Here is an 18955-nt window from a genome sequence, read left to right on the forward strand (position 1 = left end):
GCGGACACGGCACGACAGGACGGTTGGCGCATCGCGCCAGGGGCCGTAGGGTCAGCCCCTCCCGCCATGTCTCGCGCCTTGCTGCCTGAAAATCATCATCGACTCGTCACCGAAGCCCTGGCCGCGCTCGACGTCCGCAACTGGGTGCTCAGCATCCACGACCCGAGCTTCCCCAGCCTTCCAGAAGAGGACACCGGCTGGGGCTCGCCGTACTCGGAAGGGGCGGCGCGCTTCCTCGCGTTCTCCCGGGAGCTGGGCTTCAACGGCATCCAACTGGGGCCGCAGGGGCAGGTGACGGAGTTCAACGCCTCGCCGTATGACGGCACGCTCTTCTCGCGAAACCTCCTCAACGTGGCGCTCGCCCCGCTGGAGTCCCCGGAGCCCTGGGGCGCGCTGCTGCCACCGGGCCGCGTGGCGGAGCTCGCCGCCAGCCGCCCCGTGTCACTCCCGCCGGGTGAGCGCTTCCGTCAGGCCTTCCGCGCGCAGGCCGCGCTGCTGAACGAGGCGTGGCGCACCTTCCGCCAGAAGCGCGCGGCGCCGGACGCCACCGCCGCCATCCGGGCGCTGGCCGCGCGCTTCGACACCTTCCGCCAGCAGCACCGGGCCTGGCTGGTGCGGGACGCGCTCTTCGACGTGCTGTGCGAGGAGAAGCGCGAGCCGGACTGGCGGCGCTGGGCGGACTCGCTGGACGGGCGGCTGTGGAATCCCCGCCCGGAGGAGGAGGCGGCGGCCGCCGCGCGCCTGACGCAACTGGAGCTGCGCTACGCGGACACGCTGGAGCGCCATGCCTTCTGCCAGTTCCTGGTCCACGCCCAGCACCTCGGCCTGCGCGAGCGCGTGGGCGCGTGGCGGCTGAAGCTGTACGGCGACCTCCAGATTGGCCTGTCGCCGCGGGATGCGTGGGCCTGGCAGGGCCTCTTCCTGCACACCTACCTCATGGGCGCGCCGCCCAGCCGGACGAACCCGGACGGCCAGCCGTGGAACTATCCGGTGATGGACCCGGAGCAGTACTTCGAGCCGGACGACGCCGGCGCCAACGCCGGCAGCCGCGGCGGCCCCGTGCTGCGCTTCATGAACGCGCGCATGGACAAGATGCTCGGTGAATACGACGGGCTGCGGCTGGACCACCCGCACGGCCTGGTGTGCCCGTGGGTGTACCGCGCGGACCTGCCGGACGCGCTGTGGTCCGTGCAGCACGGCGCGCGGCTCTTCTCGTCACCGGACCTGCCGGACCACCCGGAGCTGGCGCGCTTCGCGCTGGTGCACCCGGAGCAGGTGGACCGCGCCGCGCCACGCTACGCGGACCGCTGGGTGAAGGACCTCACGTCAGAGCAGGTGCGCCGCTACAGCGTCCTCTTCGACACGGTGGTGGAGGCGGCCCGGCGCAACGGACGGCAGGTGGGAGATTTGCTCGCGGAGGTGCTCAGCACGCTGCCGTACCCGCTGGAGCGCGTGCTGGCGCAGTACGGCCTGGGCCGCTTCCGCGTGACGCAGAAGGCGGACCTGGACAACCCGGCGGACGTGTACCGCAGCGAGAACGTGGGCCCGGAGGACTGGGTGATGGTGGGCAACCACGACACGAAGTCCCTGTGGCGCCTGGTGGCGGACTGGCAGTGGAAGGGCACGCAGCGCGCGCAGGCGGAGTACCTGGCCTGGCGCCTGTGCCCGGAGCCCTCGGAGCGAGAGGCCTTCACGCGCGAGCTGTCCGCGAGTCCGGGCCGGCTGGCGCAGGCGAAGGTGGCGGACCTGTTCGCCAGCCGCGCGCGCAACGTGATGATGTTCTTCACCGACCTGCTCGGGATGCCGGAGACGTACAACGCGCCCGGCACGGTGGACGAGCGCAACTGGTCCCTGCGCGTGCCCCAGGACTGGGCACGGGAGTACCGCGAGCGGCTGAAGGCGGACGCCGCGGTGAACCTGCCCGCCGTGCTCGCCATGGCGCTGCGGGCCCAGGGCGCGGAGGCCCGCGCGCGGCATCAGGGGTTGCTGGAGGGCCTGGACGCGCTGGCCCGCGAGCTGCGGGCCGGGTGACGCCTGGGCCCCTCAGTGCTTCACGTCCACCACGAGGCGCGAGGGCGCTTTCAGCTCCATGACGCGGAAGTCGCTGACCGCCTGGGTGCCCAGCACCCACGTCACCTCGGCCTCGAAGTCACACGTGCGCACCAGCTCCAGCAGGCCGGGCAGCTTGGGCTTCATCGCCAGCGTCGCCACGGTGGCGCGGCCCTGGTCGTCATGGCCGCGCGCGGGTGACAGGGTGACCTGGAGGGCGCCCTTGCCGGCCAGGGACGTCTCGTCTCCGGAGCCGCACTGGATGATGGGCTTGTCCACGTACTGGAGCTGGTAGCCGGGCACCTGCGGCCCGTCGAACTCGAACACCACGCGGTCGAACGCCGCATGCGTGCCCGCGCGCACCGAGCGCAGCGTCACCGGCTGGGCCGGGCGCCGCTTCAGGGACACCGGCGTGGTGGTCCACTCGCGGTTCTTCGCGTCCTCGGGCGGGAGGTCCTCCGCGGGGACATCTTGTTGAACAGGTACGCGGTCCGCGGCGGCCACGTCCTCGTTCCCCTGCGTGGCCGTGTGCACCGGCGGCTTCGCGGCGGCCTCGCCTTCACGCGGAATGGTGCCGGGCGGCGGCGAGGCGGACGGCGCCTGGGCCTCGGCCTGGGGTTGCGCGCCGGTGGAGGCCGCGGCGGGCTCCTCCTTCTTGGGGCACCCCGTGAGCGCCAGGCACCCGGCCAACCACAGCGACGACATCCTGCGTCCGGACCGCGTCATCCGTTCCCTCCTGCCAGGGTCCACGAGCTTGGAACCCGGACCCATCGTGTCGCACGAGCGGCGGCCTGGGAGCCAGTGTCACGACGGGAAAGCGGGCGAAGGTAACATCCGTGGAGGGCCCCGGAAACGCTGGAAAATTTCACGGAGGTCCGGTTGCTCCGAAGGGCTTCCATCACCACGAATGCATGACATAGGACGGCGGGGCCGCGGCTATCGTCCGCGCCGCATGAAGTCCGCGCGGCCCCCGAACGCGCATGAACCGGAGAGCATCCCCGCATGGCCCCCCTCGACCTGACCTCTCTTCCCCGTCCCTCCAAGGACGACGCCACCGTGGGAACGATGGCGCGCGGCATCGTCGGCAGCGAAATCCTCCGCATCGCGGCGGAGATTCGCGAGCGGGTCGCCAAGGGACAGAAGGTGTGCAACCTCACCGTGGGCGACTTCAACCCGCGCGAGTTCCCCATCCCCGACGCGCTGAAGCACCACATCACCGCCGCGCTCCAGGCGGGCGAGACGAACTACCCGCCGTCGGACGGCGTGCTGGAGCTCCGCCAGGCCGTGCAGCGCTTCTATGAGCGCTCGCTGGGGCTGAAGTACCCGCTGGAGGGCATCCTCATCGCGGGCGGCGCGCGGCCCATCATCTACGGCGCCTACCGCAGCGTGCTGGACGCGGGGGAGACGGTCGTCTACCCGGTGCCTTCGTGGAACAACAACCACTACGCGCACATGATGGACGCGAAGAGCGCGGTGGTGGTGACGGACGCGGCGCGGGGCTTCATGCCCACCGTGGAGCAGCTCGCGCCGCACCTGGGCGCCGCGCGCCTGTTGTGCCTGTGCAGCCCGCTCAACCCCACCGGCACCATGATTGAGCCGGACGCGCTGGGCGCCATCTGCGAGCGCGTCGTCGCGGAGAACCGCGAGCGCGAGAAGCAGGGCCGCAAGCCGCTCATCCTGATGTACGACCAGATTTACTGGGTGCTGAGCTTCGGCGCGGCGAAGCACGTCACGCCCGTGGCGCTGGTGCCGGAGGTGGCGCCCTACACGGTGTTCGTGGATGGCATCTCCAAGGCCTTCGCCGCCACGGGCGTGCGCGTGGGCTGGGGCGTGGGGCCGCCGACCCTCATCTCCCGGATGCGCGACGTGCTGGGCCACGTGGGCGCCTGGGCCCCCAAGGCGGAGCAGGTGGCGGTGGCGCGGTACCTGGACGACACCGCGGCCACGGAGTCCTTCCTGGCGGCCATGCGCGAGTCGGTGGCCGCGCGCCTGGAGGCCCTGCACAAGGGGCTCACGCGCATGCGCGAGGCGGGCCTGCCGGTGGAGCACATCGCGCCGCAGGGCGCCATCTACCTGTCGGTGCGCTTCGACCTGGTGGGCAAGGGCGGCCTGCGCTCCAACAATGACATCCGCAAGCTCCTCTTGGAGAAGGCCAGCCTGGGCGTGGTGCCCTTCCAGGCCTTCGGATTGGACGCGGACACGGGCTGGTTCCGCCTGTCGGTGGGCGCCACGTCGGTGAAGGAAATCGAGGAGGCGCTGCCCCGGGTGGAAGCGGCGCTCCGCGAGGTGCTCGCGGCCGGCGCGTAATCCTTGCGACATCTTTCCGCCGCGTCCGTTCCACCAGGGAGGTCCTGGGAATACCCTTCTTGGGGCCTCGTTGAGCCGCTCACGTGAATTCCACCATGCTCAGGCGATTCGTGGACGTTCGGGACGAGGAGGTCGGCGCCGTCCGCTGGTCGTTCCTGTATTTCTTCACGCTGATGTGTGGCTACGCCATCCTCCGGCCCATCCGGAACGAGATGGGCACGGCGGGCAGCGTGAAGGGCTTGGACTGGCTCTTCACCGCCACCTTCCTGGTGATGCTGGCGGCGGTGCCTGCCTTCTCCGCGCTGGTGTCGCGTTGGCCCCGGCGGGTGGTGATTCCTCGCGTCTACCGCTTCTTCCTGCTCAACCTGCTGGGCTTCTTCGTGCTGTTGAAGCTGGGCGTGGCGCGGGAGACGGTGGCGCGCGTCTTCTATGTCTGGCTGAGCGTCTACAACCTGTTCGTCGTCTCCATCTTCTGGAGCTTCATGGCGGACGTCTTCGCCAGCGGACAGGGCAAGCGGCTCTTCGGCTTCATCGCCGCGGGGGGCACCACGGGCATGCTGGTGGGGCCCTTCCTGGTGGGGCGGCTCGCCGAGCCGGTGGGGCCGGTGAACCTCATCCTCCTCTCCGTGGTGCTGCTGGAGGTGAGCGCGCAGTGCGTGCGCCGGCTGAGCGGCTGGGCCCAGGACGTCCAGCATCAGCCCGCGGCGGCGCAGGGCCCGGTGGGGGGCGGGGTGCTCGCGGGGCTGCGGCTCATCGTGACGTCGCCGTTCCTGCTGGCGCTGGGGCTCCAGGTGCTGCTCTACGCGGCCACCTCCACGTTCCTCTACTTCCAGGAGGTGCGGCTCGTCGCCGCGCTCGGCGATGACGCGGCCAGCCGCACCGCCCTCTTCGGGGACATCGACTTCTACGTGCAGCTCGCGACGCTGGGGCTGCAGACGCTCGTCACCGGGCGCGTCCTCTCCCGGCTGGGATTGGCGGCGGGGCTCGCCGTGGCGCCGGTGGTGACGGGGCTGGGCTTCCTGGGGCTGGCCGCCATGCCGGTGCTGGCCGTGCTCATCGTCTTCAAGGCGGTGCGCGGCGCCAGCCACTACGCGCTGGAGCGGCCCTCGCGCGAGGTGCTCTTCACCACCGTGGACCGCGAGGCGCGCTACAAGTCGAAGAACTTCATCGACACGGTGGTGTACCGCGGCAGCGACACGGTGAGCGCCTGGCTCCAGGGCGGCCTCACGAAGCTGGGCCTGGGCATGTCGGGCCTGTCGCTGGCGGCGGTGCCCCTGGCCGGGCTGTGGCTGGGCGTGTCGCTGTACCTGGCGCGTCACCCTCAGCGGCAGACGGAGACGTTGGCCCCAGCCGTGCCCGAGCCGCGCTAGCCATCATCCATACGCAGTCAGTCCACCCACGCAGGAGGAGTCCCGCATGACGCTGTCTCGCAGGAGTGTGATTCAGGGGGCGGCCGCGGCCGGCTCGCTCTGGGCCATGGGGTGCGCCACCACGGGCACGTCCGGCGCCGCCGCGCCGTCCACCCAGGGCCAGGGAGCTCAGTCCTCCGCGCCGGCCGCGCCGCTGCGCATCCTCATCCTGGGCGGCACGGCGTTCCTGGGCCCGGCGCTGGTGGAGTTCGCGCGCTCGCGCGGCCACACCGTCACGCTCTTCAACCGCGGGAAGACGAACCCCGGCCTCTTCCCGGACGTGGAGAAGCTGGCGGGTGACCGCGACCCGAACAAGGGCCAGGGCCTGAAGGCGCTGGAGGGCCGCCAGTGGGACGCGGTGGTGGACACCTCCGGCTACGTGCCGCGCGTCGTGCGCGCCTCCGCGGAGCTGCTGGCGCCCCACGTCAAGCACTACACCTTCGTGTCCTCCATCTCCGTCTACAAGGAGCTGTCGCGGCAGGGCCTGGACGAGACGGCCGCCGTCGCCACGGTGGACGACGCGACGACGGAGGAGGTGGACAAGCACTACGGCGCCTTGAAGGCGCTGTGTGAGCAGGCCGCCGAGGCCGCCATGCCGGGGCGCGTCCTCAACGTGCGGCCGGGCCTCATCGTCGGGCCGGATGACCCGTCCGACCGCTTCACCTACTGGCCGCTGCGCGTGGCCCGTGGCGGCGAGGTGCTGGCGCCCGGCGACGGGAAGGACCCGATTCAGTTCATCGACGCGAGGGATTTGGCGGCGTTCATCATCCGCTCCGTGGAGCGCAACACCACCGGCATCTTCAACGCCACGGGGCCTGGCCAGGACCTGCTGATGCGCGACTTCCTGGAGGCGAACAAGACGACCCTGGGGAGCGACGCGCGCTTCACCTGGGTGGACACCGACTTCCTCACGAAGCACAAGGTGGAGGCGTGGGGGGACATCCCCGCCTGGGTGCCGCGCACGGGTGAGGAGGGCGGCATCGGCAAGGTGAGCATCGCCAAGGCGCTGGCGGCGGGCATCACCTTCCGTCCGGCCACGGAGACGATTCGCGAGACGCTGGCCTGGTTCAAGACGCTGCCGCCCGAGCGGCAGGCGAAGCCGCGCTCCGGCCTGTCCGCCGAGCGCGAGAAGGAAGTGCTGGCCGCCTGGCACCAGGAGCGCGGCACCGCCAACGCGGGCTGAGCAGGCCGGCGAGCGCGGGGACGGACGGGAGGGGGGCGGCGGAAGGCGCCCCCACACGCTCCGTCCTTGCGCGCGAGGAGATGGGTTTGGCAGGAAGGGAGCGCCAGCGCTGCTGGCTGCCAGGGGGAACCACCATCATGACGCCCGACCTGCTGAAGGACGCCGTATCACCCCTCCTCCGCGCTCGCGGCACGTCCGTGCTGCTGGCCGCCTTGCTGTCCGCGTGCGGTGGCAAGGACGTGCGGCCGCCGGAGGTCCCGCCCGCCGCGGGCGACTGCGCGCCACTCCGGCTGGAGCGGGGTGTGGACCTGGAAGGCTTCCGCACCGACCGCTTCGAGTGGCGCGACGCGGACTGCAAGCCGCGCTCGGCGTCCCTGGTCCGCAACGACGCCGCGGACCCCCGGGGATGGACGGGCGGCTACCTGCGCCGCTACACCTACGACGTCGCGGGCGCGACGCGCGTCTGTGAGGGCTCGGACGGCATGGTGCCGGGCTGGGGCATCGTCACGAGCCACCTGCGCGTCAGCCCGCCGTGGGGCAACTGGACGGAGCGCATCCGGGGCACCTGGCGCACCGTCTTCGAGGGCCGCCACCACGCGCTGCACGAGTTCCGCTGGCCCATGGACCTGGGCGGCCACGCCGTCGACGTGACGGTGCACTACCTCTTCGCCACCGGGCGGAGCCATCCGTTGTACGCCATCACCCATGACGCGTCCGGTGCGCCGCCAGACGTCATCGAGGCGGACGTGCGCTCGCCCTACGGCGACATCCTCTTCGACGGAGCCGGCGACACGGACATCTCCGGCGTGGGCTGGGGAGACCGCTACCGCTTCGTGACGCGCGGGCCCGGGCCGCTGACGCGCGCGAGCGGCTGGGACTACCGCGAGCCCAACGTGGTGCCCTACACCCGCATGTGGATTGCGTCGCCCGACGCGGAGATGGGCGTGGTGCAGACGCAGACGTGGATGCAGAAGCCCGCCGGCGGCTACTGGCAGTACCCGTCCTGGGGCCAGGTGGACGAGGACGGCCCCATGCCCGACGACTGGAACTGGACCTACCAGCTCAACCAGTACGAGCTGCCCGCGGAGGGCCCCACGCGCTCGCACCGGATGGCGTGGGGCAGCAACTTCGGCGCGGTGGGCTTCCGCGAGTACCCGCGCTACGGCGACGACGCCATGCTGTCCGGCTACCCGTACCAGAGCTACTCCGTCTTCCTGGTGCTGGGCACGCACACCTCGAACCCGGTGCTGCGGCTGGTGGAGGAGGTGGAGGCTTGGCAGGGCGTGCGGTTGACGGCCACCGAGGGCCGCGTGGTGGACCGGGGCCCCGGCGGCGTGGGGCGGGACGACACCGTGGTGTGGGAGGTCCCCGGCTACAACCCCGTGTACGCCACGTGGGAGGCCGAGCTCGCCGCCAGCAACCGCGCGGCGCTGCGCTTCGAGACGAACGGCCGCGCCCTGGCCAGCCCCGTCGTGGTGCTGCGTGGCTACTCCGCGTCCACGCCGCCCACCTTGGTCTCCCTGGACGGACAGGCGCTCACCGCGGACGTGGACTACTTCGCCTCCGTGGATGATGCCGGCAACGCGCTGTGGCTCACCCTGCACCGCACGGTGACGGGCTCGGCGGCGCTGCGGGTGGAGTGAGCGTGGGCGCCGGGTGCCCCGGGCACGGCGCAAGGCCCGCCCGGAGCGCGCAAGGCCCGCCCCGCGTGGGGAGCCCGCAAAGCAACGGGGGATGCCCCGATGGACTCGGAGCACCCCCCGGATTTCGACCCATGTATCGGGTTCGCTCTCCCCCTCTGACGAGCGTGACCCCGGGTCCCCCATCCACAGACGCCACCGCCCCCGCGGCAACGCCTTCCTACCCGCCCTGTGTGTGTCCGGAGGGCCTTGGACCCCTCCCGCGAAGCTGCGTGTGACACGTTCCCCCTACACCGCTACGGCCCCTTCAGGTGCGCGTGCCCGGTGCCCCCCAGCACCGTCACCCGGGAGAGCCGAGGCCCCCCCTTCACCTGCACTGCCGCGTCCCAGGGCACCGCGGGCCGTGAGAGGGCCCGCAGCCGTGCCTGTGTCTGAGCGCGTCCGAACGTCTGCGGGCGCATGGACGCCACCCGCGTTACGTCCCTCGACTGGTTTTGGATGGCTGCCGTCACGGCGGCTTGCGCCAGGACCGCGAGCTGGGCCCGCTTCGCCCCCGCGAAGGTGGCCAGCTCCGGAATGACGATGCCTTCCAATACTCCCCCCGTGGCTTCGAGCCACTCCCCCCGGGAAAAGCGCCCCGGCCGCTGCGCCGTGGCCCTGCCCCCCTTGTCGCCGTGCGACACTGCACCGAGCCTCGTGTTTCCCCCTGATGCCCCCCGGCCCGGTCCATACGCGACGTGCGACATGTGTCCTCCCCCCCCGTTCACTGCGCCGCAGTGACTGGCGACAAGGGCATACTGGCTCAGACCCCGGACGGAGTTTTCCGCTTCCGCGCCAATTGCTTGCGCGAGCGCGCCAGCGTGTCTGGCGCGTTTCACGGGGTGTTGGCGGGGCCCGATTTTCGCGCCTTCTTGGAGACCTGGAAGGTGGCGGGTGGGCCGTGGGGCAAGCAGGCGCCAGGGGTAGGGCGAGGCGGGACTCGGCGATGTCAGCCTGACACGATAGGGGAGTGGCTCACACCACGTCTCCAGGCTCCCTCCCTGGTGGGTGGTGTGGCGGGCGGGAGGGGACAGGGCACATGAGGTGGGAAGCGATGGGCGAGACGCCCCGGGAGGACAGGCGCGGAGGACGGGACGGCGCGGCGAGCAGGGCCCAGGCGCGTCCCTCCCTGGTGGCCGTGCTGGCGGAGAAGCCGTCCGTGGCGCGCGACCTCGCCCGGGTGCTGGGGGCGAATGAGCGCGGCGAGGGCTGGCTGCGCGGCAATGGCTACGTGGTGACGTGGGCCATCGGACATCTGGTGGGCCTGGCGCAGCCCCATGAGATTCGCGCGGATTGGAAGAAGTGGAGCCGCGCGCTGCTGCCCATGCTCCCGGCGGACTGGCCGCTGGTGGTCTCCAAGGAGACGCGCAGCCAGTTCGAGGTGGTGAAACAGGTGCTCAACGCGCCGGAGGTGTCCGAGGTGGTGTGCGCCACGGACGCCGGGCGCGAAGGTGAGCTCATCTTCCGTTACATCTACGACGCGGCGGGGTGCCGCAAGCCGGTGCGCCGGCTGTGGGTGTCGTCGCTGACGGAGCGGGCCATCCAGGACGGGTTCCGCCGGCTCGCGGACGGACGGGACTACGAGCCGCTGGCCGCCGCGGCCATGGGGCGCAGCCGGGCGGACTGGCTGGTGGGGATGAACCTGTCGCGCCTGTACACGCTGGCGCACGGGGGCCATGGGGAGATGTTGAGCGTGGGCCGGGTGCAGACGCCCACGCTGGCCATGGTGGTGGAGCGCGAGCTGGCCATCCGTGACTTCGTGCCGCGCGACTACCTGGAGGTGGTGGCCACCTTCGCGCCCCGGGCGAAGGGCGCGCCGCCGGACGCGCGATACAAGGGCACGTGGTTCCGCTCGGGGCCGGACGGCAAGCCCGTGGCGCCCCCGGGCTTCGAGGGCGTGCGGGAGGCCCGGCGGCTGGACGCGAACGGCGTGGAGGCGCGGGCCGTCATCGACCGCGTGCGCGCCGGCCGGGCCGTCATCGAGTCGCTGGAGGCGGAGGAGAAGCGGATGGCGCCTCCGCTCCTCTATGACTTGACGGAGCTGCAGCGGCACGCCAACCGGCTCCATGGCTTCAGCGCGCAGCGGACGCTGGAGGTGGCGCAGGCGCTCTATGAGAAGCACAAGCTCTTGAGCTATCCGCGCACCGCCAGCCGGCACCTGTCACGCACGGTGGCGGACACGTTGCCGGAGGTGGTGAACGCCATCCGCGCGCCTTATGAGGAGGACCTGGCCGCTGGCACGGGGGCGCGGGCGCTGGGCAGGCGGTACGTGGACGACGCGAAGGTGACGGACCACCACGCCATCATCCCCACGCCCACGTCGCCGGGCGGGGTGCGGCTGTCTCCCGACGAGCAGCGCGTCTATGACCTGGTGTGCCGCCGCCTGCTCCAGGCGTGGCACGAGGACCACGTGTGGCGGGTCACCACGGTCATCACCGCGGTGACGTCGCCAGGGGCGCCGCCGGTGGTGGACCGCTTCCAGAGCACGGGCACCCAGGTGGAGCGGGTGGGCTGGAAGGTGCTGGACATCGGCGGTGGGCAGAAGGCGCCGCGCCTCAAGGCGGAGCCGCGCAAGGGCGAGGACGCGGAGCGGGAGCCGGAAGACGAACCCCAGACGCTGCCGTCGGGGCTGGAGCGCGCGCAGCCGCAGTCGGTGGAGGACGTGGAGGCGGTGAAGAAGCGCACGCGTCCGCCGCCGCGCTTCACGGACGCGACGCTGCTGACGGCCATGGAGTCCGCGGGACGGGCGCTGGATGAGAAGGAGCTCGCGGACGCGATGCGCGAGACGGGCCTGGGGACGCCCGCCACCCGCGCGGCCATCATCGAGGTGCTGCTGGACCGCGAGTACCTGCGCCGCCGGGGCAAGGTGATGGAGGCCACGGAGAAGGGCATCCACCTCATCCAGGTGGTGCACCCGGACGTGAAGACGCCGGCCATGACGGGGCAGTGGGAAGCGTGGCTCCAGCGCATCGAGCGCGGCGAGGGCCAGCTCGACGAGTTCATTCGCGGCATCGAGGCGTATGTCATCGAGGTGGTCGGCCACGGCGCCACCCCGCCGCCGAGGCCGTCCGCGGCGCAGCGGAACGAAGTCGTGCGGGCGCCGCCAGGAGCGGGTGGCGCGGCGCTGGGGACGGGCGAGTGGGCTCGGGGCTCGGGCGGGCATGGCGCGTCCGTGGAGCCGCAGGGCTGGGGACGGCAGGGGACTTTCGAGGGGCCAGCCGCCGCGCACCGCTCCGGCGCCGCAGATGGCGCACTGGCGCAGGGCCGGCAATGGGCGTCCGAGGCCGCGGAGCGCCTCGCGGATGCCGCCGCGGGTGCGACAGGCCATGGGCAACGCGGGGCCTCCTCGGAGGCTTCGGCGCCGCTCTTCGAGGGCCGGCGGACCCGGGCCTCGGGCGCCATGGGGCGCTCGGCGCCCCCCGAGGAGACGCTGTCTTCCTCCCTGTCACCGGGCGGCGGACCGGCCTCACGCCCTCCACGGGCGGACGGCGCGGGCTGGAGCGCCGGGGCCTGGGGGGACACGGGCGCCGCTCGCGCGCCGGTGAACCGGGCCCGGGCCACCGCGGCCGCCGCGTCCACCGGGCAGCGGCCGGAGCGGGTGCGGCGCGCGCCGACGGCGCCGGAGGCGCTTCGCCCGCTGCTGAAGTCGGCGTTCGGCTTCTCCGAGTTCCGGCCGTACCAGGAGGCCGTGTGCCGCGCGGCCACCGCGGGCGAGGACCTGCTGCTCGTGATGCCCACGGGCGCGGGCAAGTCGCTCTGCTACCAGCTCCCGGGCCTGGCGCGCGCGGGCACCACCCTGGTGGTGAGCCCGCTCATCGCGCTGATGGAGGACCAGGTGGCCCGGCTCCAGTCGCTGGGGTTCGCGGCGGACCGCATCCACTCCGGAAGGGACCGGGCCGCGTCGAGGCAGGTGTGCGCGGACTACCTGGAGGACAAGCTCGACTTCCTGTTCATCGCGCCCGAGCGGCTCGGCGTCCCGGGCTTCGTGGAGTTCCTGGCGCGGCGCACGCCCGCGCTCATCGCGGTGGACGAGGCGCACTGCATCTCCCAGTGGGGCCACGACTTCCGTCCGGACTACCGGCTGCTGGGCGCGCGCCTGCCCCTGCTGCGCCCCGCGCCCGTGGTGGCGCTCACCGCCACCGCCACGCCGGACGTGCAGCGGGACATCGTCCAGCAGCTCGGCCTGCATGGCGCTGGAGGGAAGGCGCGCACCTTCATCCATGGCTTCCGCCGCACCAACATCGCCATCGAGGTGCGCGAGCTGAACCCCGGCGCGCGCGGCGACGCCATCCAGGGCCTGCTCCAGGACGAGGAGAACCGGCCCGCCATCGTCTACGCGGCCACGCGCAAGCACGCCGAGCAGCTCGCGGACCAGCTCGCGGGGGAGTTCCCCGCCGCCGCGTACCACGCGGGGCTCCAGCCCTCGGAGCGGGACCGGGTGCAGGCGGAGTTCCTCCGGGGCGCGCTGGAGGTCATCGTGGCCACCACGGCGTTCGGCATGGGCATCGACAAGCCGGACGTGCGCACCGTCATCCACGCGGCGCTGCCCGCCAGCCTGGAGGGCTACTACCAGGAGCTGGGCCGCGCGGGCCGCGACGGAAAGCCGTCGCGCGCGGTGCTGCTGCACTCGTACATCGACCGGCGCACGCACGAGTTCTTCCACCGGCGCGACTACCCGGAGACGTACGTGCTGGAGCGGCTGTTCCAGTGCACCGCCCCGCAGCTCGAGCCCAAGGCCGTGCTCCAGGGCCGCGTGCGGAGCGACCCCGAGGTCTTCGACAAGGCGCTGGAGCAGCTCTGGATTCACGGCGGCGTCGTCATGACGCCCGACGAGACGGTGATGCGCGGGCGGCCGAACTGGTCCGCGGCGTACACCGCCCAGCGAGAGCGCAAGCTGCTGCACCTGGAGCAGATGGGGCGCTACGCGGAGGCCCATGGCTGCCGGATGAAGCAGCTCGTGGGGCACTTCGGCGACACCCAGGACTCCGGCGAGCCGTGTGGCCTGTGCGACGTCTGCGCGCCGGAGGACTGCGCCACGCTGCGCTTCGCCGAGCCCACCGCCTCGGAGCGGCACTGGCTGGAGCGCATCCTGGAGTCGCTCCAGGAGCGGGATGGCCAGGCCACCGGACGGCTCCACCGCGAGCTGTTCGGTGAGTCCCTGCCCCGGCGCGACTTCGAGCGGCTGGTGGGCGGGCTGGTGCGCGCCGGGCTGACGCGCCTGGAGGTGGACTCGTTCGACAAGGACGGGCAGGTCATCTCGTTCCAGCGCCTGGCCCTGACCGAAGAGGGCCGGCGCACGCGCGGGGTGGACCCCCAGCAGGTCCTCCTGCCCATGCCCCTGGAGCAGGCCTCCAAGCGCAAGCGGCGCAAGGGCGCGGAGACGGGGCGCTCGAAACGCGCCTCGGGCAAGCGCACCTCCCGCGCGGCGAAGGGGGCGGGCTCCGCCATTCGCGCGCCGCGAAAGGTCGCCTCGGGCTCCGCGCGCGCCGCGCCCGCGCCCGTGCTGGTGGAGTCCCTGAAGGCCTGGCGGCTGGCGGAGGCGCGCAAGCGGCGCGTGCCCGCCTTCCGCATCCTCACCGACCGGGTGCTGGAGGCCATCGCCGTGTCCTGCCCGGAGAATGGCTCGGAGTTGATGGCCATCCACGGGGTGGGGCCTTCCCTCACGGAGCGCTACGGCGCGCAGATTCTCTCCCTCGTGGCGCGCAGGCGCTGAGCCTGGTTGCCCGCGGACGGGGCGGCGCCATGCCCAGGGAGGGCAGGGCCTTTCCCCGCCGCGCCGCCGGGATTCCCGGGCAAGGGGGCCGCGAGGCGCGCCAGGGGCACGCGGCGCCATGCCCGCAGGAGCGCAGGGCGTCCGTCCAGGCAACGAATCATCTTCACCCTGCCGTGGGGCAGTGCAGCCGGTGTCCGCCCAGCGTCACGTTCGTCCGGCCAATCCGGCGGACCTGCGAGCGACGCAGGAGGAAGAGGGGGACACGCGATGGAACTGGGCTTCGAGACGATTGGAAACGCCACGCTCATCTGCCACGACCACGGTCCGGTGCTGGTGACGGACCCGTGGACGGACGGCAGCGCGTACTTCGGGAGCTGGACGCTGTCCCATGAGATTCCCGAGGCGCAGCGCCAGGCCATCCGGGCCTGCCCCTATGTGTGGCTGTCCCACGGCCATCCGGACCACCTCAGCATGGAGTCGCTGGACGTGCTGCGCGCGCGCACGCTGCTGATACCGAACCACTTCGGCAACCGCATGCGGGACGACCTGTGCGAGCAGGGCTTCAAGGTGCACGTGCTGGTGGACCGGGTGTGGACGCAGCTCTCGCCGCGCATCCGCGTCATGTGTCTGCCGGACCTGAACCAGGACGCCGTCCTGCTGGTGGACATGGACGGGCGGCTGCTGGTGAACCTCAACGACGCCGGGGACCGCGGGGCGGGGCGCTTCGTGCGCAAGGTGGTCAGCGGGTACCAGGAGTCCTACCTGCTGGCGCTGTCCGGGTACGGCGACGCGGACATGATGAACTTCTTCACCGAGCAGGGGCAGCGCATCACCCCCCATGCCGCGGCGAAGACGCCCGTGGGGCGGACCATTGCCCGGCAGGCGGAGTTCTACGGGGTGCGCTACTTCATCCCCTTCAGCTCCATGCACAAGTACCAGCGGGCCGACAGCCTCTGGGCCTCCGAGTACACCACCACGCTGGAGGACTACGGCCGGGGCTTCGAGTCCCGCGACTGCACGCTGCTGCCCGCCTTCATCCGCCATGACTTCATCCGCGGCCAGACGGAGCGCATCCAGCCCCCGGAGCGCGTCATCCGCCCGGTGGACCCCAAGGCCTTCGGCGACGACTGGAGCGAACAGCTCGACACGGACGAGGTGAGGACGCTCGGTGCCTACTTCCGGGGCGTGGAGCACCTGGGGCGCACGCTGGACTTCCTGTGCTTCCGCGTGGGCGGCCGGGAGCACGTGGTGGAGCTGAACCGCGGCCGCTTCCAGCGTGGCATCACCTTCGAGGCGCCGCGTGGCTCGCTGATGATGGCGGTGCGCTACCAGGTCTTCGACGACCTGCTCATCGGCAACTTCATGAAGACGACGCTGCACGGCGACTTCGGCGCGGGGCGCCTCTACCCGGACTTCAGCCCCTACGTGGCCAAGTACGCGGACAACGGGAAGGCGCGCACGCGCAACGAGCTGCGGACCTACTTCGCGGACTACCGCCGGAGAGATCCGCTGGGCTTCCTGCGCGCCCAGGTGGAGACGCACTGCGTGCGGCCCTTGCAGACGCAGTCCGCGGAGCTGCTGCGCACGCTGCTGCCCCAGGACTCGCTGGGCTTCCGCGCCGCCAAGGAGACCTTCTGGCGGATGCGCCGCGCGCTGCTCTAGGAGCCCCGCCCGCGCCGCGCCCAGCACCTCGCGTTCGCCGCGGCGCGCGCGCCTACAGGTAGGGCGACAGCAGCCGCGCCAGCCCATCCCGCAGCCGGACGGGAAGCGGGCGCGCGTCCACCTGGGCGATGGTGAGCGGTCGCGCGTGGCGCAGCCGCGCCGCGACGACGCCCTCCAGCGCCGAGGCCAGCGCGGCGTCGTAGCACTCCACGTTGAACTCGAAGTTGAGCCGCAGCGAGCGCGGGTCCCAGTTGGCCGAGCCGATGAGCGACCACACGCCATCCACCACCATCAGCTTCGTGTGGTCGAAGGGCGGGGCGGTGAGGAAGATGCGGCAGCCGGGCCGCAGCACCTGCCAGAGCTGCGCGTAGGTGGCCCACTGCACCAGCGGCAGGTTGCCCTTCTCCGGCAGCAGGATGTCCACCTGGACGCCGCGCAGCGCCGCCACGCTCAACGCGGTGATGAGCGCCGCGTCCGGGAGGAAGTAGGGCGTGACGATGCGCACCGACGCGCGCGCGGTGGCCAGCGCGCCCAGCAGCACGGTGCGCAGCGACTCGAAGTCCTCGTCCGGGCCGTCCGCGATACCCCGGGCCAGCACGGTGCCCGCGGCGGCCAGCGGGGGAAACCACGCGGCGCCGCTCAGCCGCTCGCGCGTGGTGAAGGCCCAGTCCTCGGCGAAGGTCTCCTGGAGCTGCCCCACCAGGGGCCCGTCCACGCGGAAGTGCAGGTCCACCGCGGCGTGCTCACCGGGCCAGAAGGCCTTGCGGATGTTCATGCCGCCGGTGAAGCCCACGCGCCCGTCCACCACCAGCAGCTTGCGGTGGTTGCGCAGGTTGGCGAAGGGCAGCCGGTAGGGCATCAGCGAGGGCAGGAAGCGCGCGGCGCGCACCCCCGCGCGCCGCAGCCGGCCCAGGATGGGCGGCCACGTGTAGCGCGAGCCCACCGCGTCCACCAGCACCCGCACCTCCACGCCGCGCCGCACCGCCGCGCCCAGCGCCTCCACGAAGCGCCGGCCCGCCGCGTCATTGTCGAAGATGTAGCTGCACAGGGTGATGGAGCCGCGCGCCGCCTCAATCGCCTCCAGCATCGCGGGGTAGGCGTCCTGGCGGGACTCCAGCACGGTGATGCGGTTGCCCGGCAGCAGCGGCCGGCCCACCACCGCGTCGCCCAGCCGGACCAGGGGGGCCAGGGGCGCCGCCTCCGGGTGGGGCTCGCTCAGGCGCTCCGCCTTCATGGGGGCCACTTCGGGCGCTGGCAGGAAGCGGCCGTGCTCCTGTTTCAGCATCAACGACCGGGCCTTGCGCCGGATGCGGTTGATGCCCAGCAGCACGTACAGCACCCCGCCCAGCACCGGCACCAGCCACGCCAGCCCCACCCACCCCACGGCGGCGCGCACGTCCCGCTTGTGCAGCACCGCGTGCGCGCTGGTCAGCACGCTGATGAGGAGCGTCAGCGCCGCCACCACGTGGGGCCAGGCCACCTCCAACCACGCGGGGATGTCGAACGGGGGCAGGTCCACGGGAAGGTCCAGCGCTCCCGCCTATCACGCCCGGAAGCGCCCGGGCAGGCGCTCCGGACCCGGGGCGTCGGGAATCGACGCGGCACCCGGCGTACGGGGTTCCTTCCAGAAACGCGGCGAGCGGTGCGGCCCCGCTGAAGAATCGCCTCCACGTTGCACCGCCGGCGTTGATGCCGGCCGTATGTGATTGCATTATCCAATGACTGGCATTTTGCAACGGGCGTTTTGCGTCCCGTGGCGTGGGCCTGACCCATGGGCCGGTGCCTGATTCATGGACAGCCCTGTCTGCTTTTGGAGCGCTCCGCGCGAAGGGCGTGATTCCTCCGTGGCGCCGCGGCCTTGCCAGCGGCGGTGTCACAATCGTTTACGCTGTTTGTGTTCAAACTTGGAGTCCATGTTGTCCATTGAAGGCTTTGAATCCGGTTCTGTCCTCTGGGCGTCAGTCTGGCGCGGGAGTTGCTCAAGCCCGGAGCGCACCGTGCCGCATCAGGCGCCAGGCGCCGGACGGCGGGTGCGTCCCCCGAAGTGGTCGTCAGAGGAAAGTGAAGATGCGCAAGTTCCGCTCCGTTGCACTGGTGGCTGGTGTGTCCCTTCTCGGTTCCGCGTGCGGTAGCTCGGAGGCCCCCGAGGCCGAGCAGCAGAAGCTGACGTGGGAGGCGTTCCGGGCGTCCGTGGTGGAGGACCCCGAAGGCAAGCTGATTTTCGACGGCGACATGGCGCTGGACAGCGAGGAGGAGCTGCGCGCCTTCTTCGACAACGCCATCGCGGCGGAGCTGGGCACGGCCCGGGGTGGCCTGGCCGTCTACAACACGAGCCCCACCAAGGCGGTCAGCGGCGACGTGAGGTGGAGCGCCACCCAGGCGCGGAACCTGACCTATTGCGTCAGCAGCACGTTCGGCGCCAACAAGACGGCGGTGGTGAACGCGATGAACGCCGCCACGGCGGCCTGGGAGGCGGCGGCGAACGTCAACTTCACGCACCTCACCCAGTACGACTCGAGCTGCACCGCGTCGCAGGCGAACGTGCTGTTCGACGTGCGCCCCGTGAATGCGGGCGGCCAGTACCTGGCGCGCGCCTTCTTCCCGAACTCCGGGCGCTCCGGCCGCAACGTGCTGGTGGACGGCAGCGCCTTCGGCAACATCTCGCCCTGGACGCTGACGGGCATCATGCGCCACGAGCTGGGCCACGTGCTGGGCTTCCGTCACGAGCACACCCGCTCCACGGGCAGCGGCTGCTACGAGGACAGCCAGTGGCGCGCGCTGACCAGCACGTATGACCGCTCGTCCGTGATGCACTACCCGCAGTGCAACGGCACCCAGACGCGCGACCTGGTGCTCACCAGCCTGGACCAGCAGGGCGCCCGCGCGCTGTACCCGTAATCCCTCTCAGGAACATGGGCACCCGTCCTGGCCGTGGCGCGGCCGGGGCGGCTGT

At 71.9% G+C, this 18955-nt stretch carries 11 protein-coding genes; 8 read left to right on the forward strand and 3 right to left on the reverse strand.

Annotated elements, in window-relative coordinates; genetic code table 11:
• The first annotated feature begins 66 nt into the window (after positions 1–66).
• The gene (locus MYMAC_RS02735; protein WP_095956926.1) at positions 67–2031 is read left to right on the forward strand and encodes a 4-alpha-glucanotransferase; all 1965 of its coding nucleotides are present in this window, start codon (positions 67–69) and stop codon (positions 2029–2031) included.
• A gap of 12 nt (positions 2032–2043) precedes the next feature.
• Here the strand turns inward: MYMAC_RS02735 and MYMAC_RS02740 are convergent, their stop codons facing one another.
• Positions 2044–2775 (reverse strand): AMIN-like domain-containing (lipo)protein, encoded by a 732-nt coding sequence (locus MYMAC_RS02740; protein ID WP_013936327.1) that lies wholly within the window; start codon positions 2773–2775, stop codon positions 2044–2046.
• A 276-nt stretch (positions 2776–3051) separates the two neighbouring features.
• Here MYMAC_RS02740 and MYMAC_RS02745 point away from each other — a divergent pair, with 276 nt between their 5' ends.
• From MYMAC_RS02745 to MYMAC_RS02760, 4 genes are all read left to right on the forward strand, one after another.
• Positions 3052–4356, forward strand: coding sequence for a pyridoxal phosphate-dependent aminotransferase (locus MYMAC_RS02745; protein ID WP_013936326.1), 1305 nt, complete (start codon positions 3052–3054; stop codon positions 4354–4356).
• Between the two features lie 95 nt (positions 4357–4451).
• Positions 4452–5726 carry an NTP/NDP exchange transporter gene (locus MYMAC_RS02750; RefSeq protein WP_095961448.1) on the forward strand — a complete coding sequence of 425 codons (1275 nt, stop codon included), beginning with the start codon at positions 4452–4454 and terminating at the stop codon, positions 5724–5726.
• 46 nt (positions 5727–5772) lie between these two features.
• Complete coding sequence (locus tag MYMAC_RS02755; protein ID WP_095956927.1) at positions 5773–6948, forward strand: SDR family oxidoreductase; 1176 nt, start codon at positions 5773–5775, stop codon at positions 6946–6948.
• A gap of 137 nt (positions 6949–7085) precedes the next feature.
• On the forward strand, positions 7086–8591 hold the full coding sequence (locus MYMAC_RS02760) for a hypothetical protein (protein WP_204817340.1): 1506 nt from the start codon (positions 7086–7088) through the stop codon (positions 8589–8591).
• A 293-nt stretch (positions 8592–8884) separates the two neighbouring features.
• On the opposite strand, the gene MYMAC_RS02765 is transcribed toward MYMAC_RS02760, so the two are convergent.
• A complete protein-coding gene (locus tag MYMAC_RS02765) occupies positions 8885–9181 on the reverse strand; it encodes a hypothetical protein (RefSeq protein ID WP_238539919.1) in 297 nt (98 codons plus the stop codon).
• Positions 9182–9681: 500 nt separating this feature from the next.
• Between MYMAC_RS02765 and MYMAC_RS02770 the strand changes: the two genes are divergently transcribed.
• Entirely contained in the window at positions 9682–14340 is a 4659-nt protein-coding gene (locus MYMAC_RS02770) for a DNA topoisomerase 3 (protein ID WP_095956929.1), read from the forward strand.
• A gap of 267 nt (positions 14341–14607) precedes the next feature.
• Positions 14608–16002 carry an MBL fold metallo-hydrolase gene (locus MYMAC_RS02775; protein ID WP_095956930.1) on the forward strand — a complete coding sequence of 465 codons (1395 nt, stop codon included), beginning with the start codon at positions 14608–14610 and terminating at the stop codon, positions 16000–16002.
• Positions 16003–16054: 52 nt separating this feature from the next.
• On the opposite strand, the gene cls is transcribed toward MYMAC_RS02775, so the two are convergent.
• A complete protein-coding gene (cls, locus tag MYMAC_RS02780; RefSeq protein ID WP_476695882.1) occupies positions 16055–17521 on the reverse strand; it encodes a cardiolipin synthase in 1467 nt (488 codons plus the stop codon).
• Positions 17522–18069: 548 nt separating this feature from the next.
• Here cls and MYMAC_RS02785 point away from each other — a divergent pair.
• Positions 18070–18900 carry a M57 family metalloprotease gene (locus MYMAC_RS02785; RefSeq protein ID WP_013936319.1) on the forward strand — a complete coding sequence of 277 codons (831 nt, stop codon included), beginning with the start codon at positions 18070–18072 and terminating at the stop codon, positions 18898–18900.
• The last annotated feature ends 55 nt before the right edge of the window (positions 18901–18955 follow it).

Source organism: Corallococcus macrosporus DSM 14697, assembly GCF_002305895.1.
GTDB classification, from domain to species: Bacteria; Myxococcota; Myxococcia; order Myxococcales; family Myxococcaceae; genus Myxococcus; species Myxococcus macrosporus.

Coding starts and splice junctions, on each gene's coding strand:
- MYMAC_RS02735 (WP_095956926.1), top strand. CDS start 67: ATGTCTCGCGCCTTGCTGCCTGAAAATCATCATCGACTCGTCACCGAA.
- MYMAC_RS02740 (WP_013936327.1), bottom strand. CDS start 2,775: ATGACGCGGTCCGGACGCAGGATGTCGTCGCTGTGGTTGGCCGGGTGC.
- MYMAC_RS02745 (WP_013936326.1), top strand. CDS start 3,052: ATGGCCCCCCTCGACCTGACCTCTCTTCCCCGTCCCTCCAAGGACGAC.
- MYMAC_RS02750 (WP_095961448.1), top strand. CDS start 4,452: ATGCTCAGGCGATTCGTGGACGTTCGGGACGAGGAGGTCGGCGCCGTC.
- MYMAC_RS02755 (WP_095956927.1), top strand. CDS start 5,773: ATGACGCTGTCTCGCAGGAGTGTGATTCAGGGGGCGGCCGCGGCCGGC.
- MYMAC_RS02760 (WP_204817340.1), top strand. CDS start 7,086: ATGACGCCCGACCTGCTGAAGGACGCCGTATCACCCCTCCTCCGCGCT.
- MYMAC_RS02770 (WP_095956929.1), top strand. CDS start 9,682: ATGGGCGAGACGCCCCGGGAGGACAGGCGCGGAGGACGGGACGGCGCG.
- MYMAC_RS02775 (WP_095956930.1), top strand. CDS start 14,608: ATGGAACTGGGCTTCGAGACGATTGGAAACGCCACGCTCATCTGCCAC.
- MYMAC_RS02785 (WP_013936319.1), top strand. CDS start 18,070: ATGCGCAAGTTCCGCTCCGTTGCACTGGTGGCTGGTGTGTCCCTTCTC.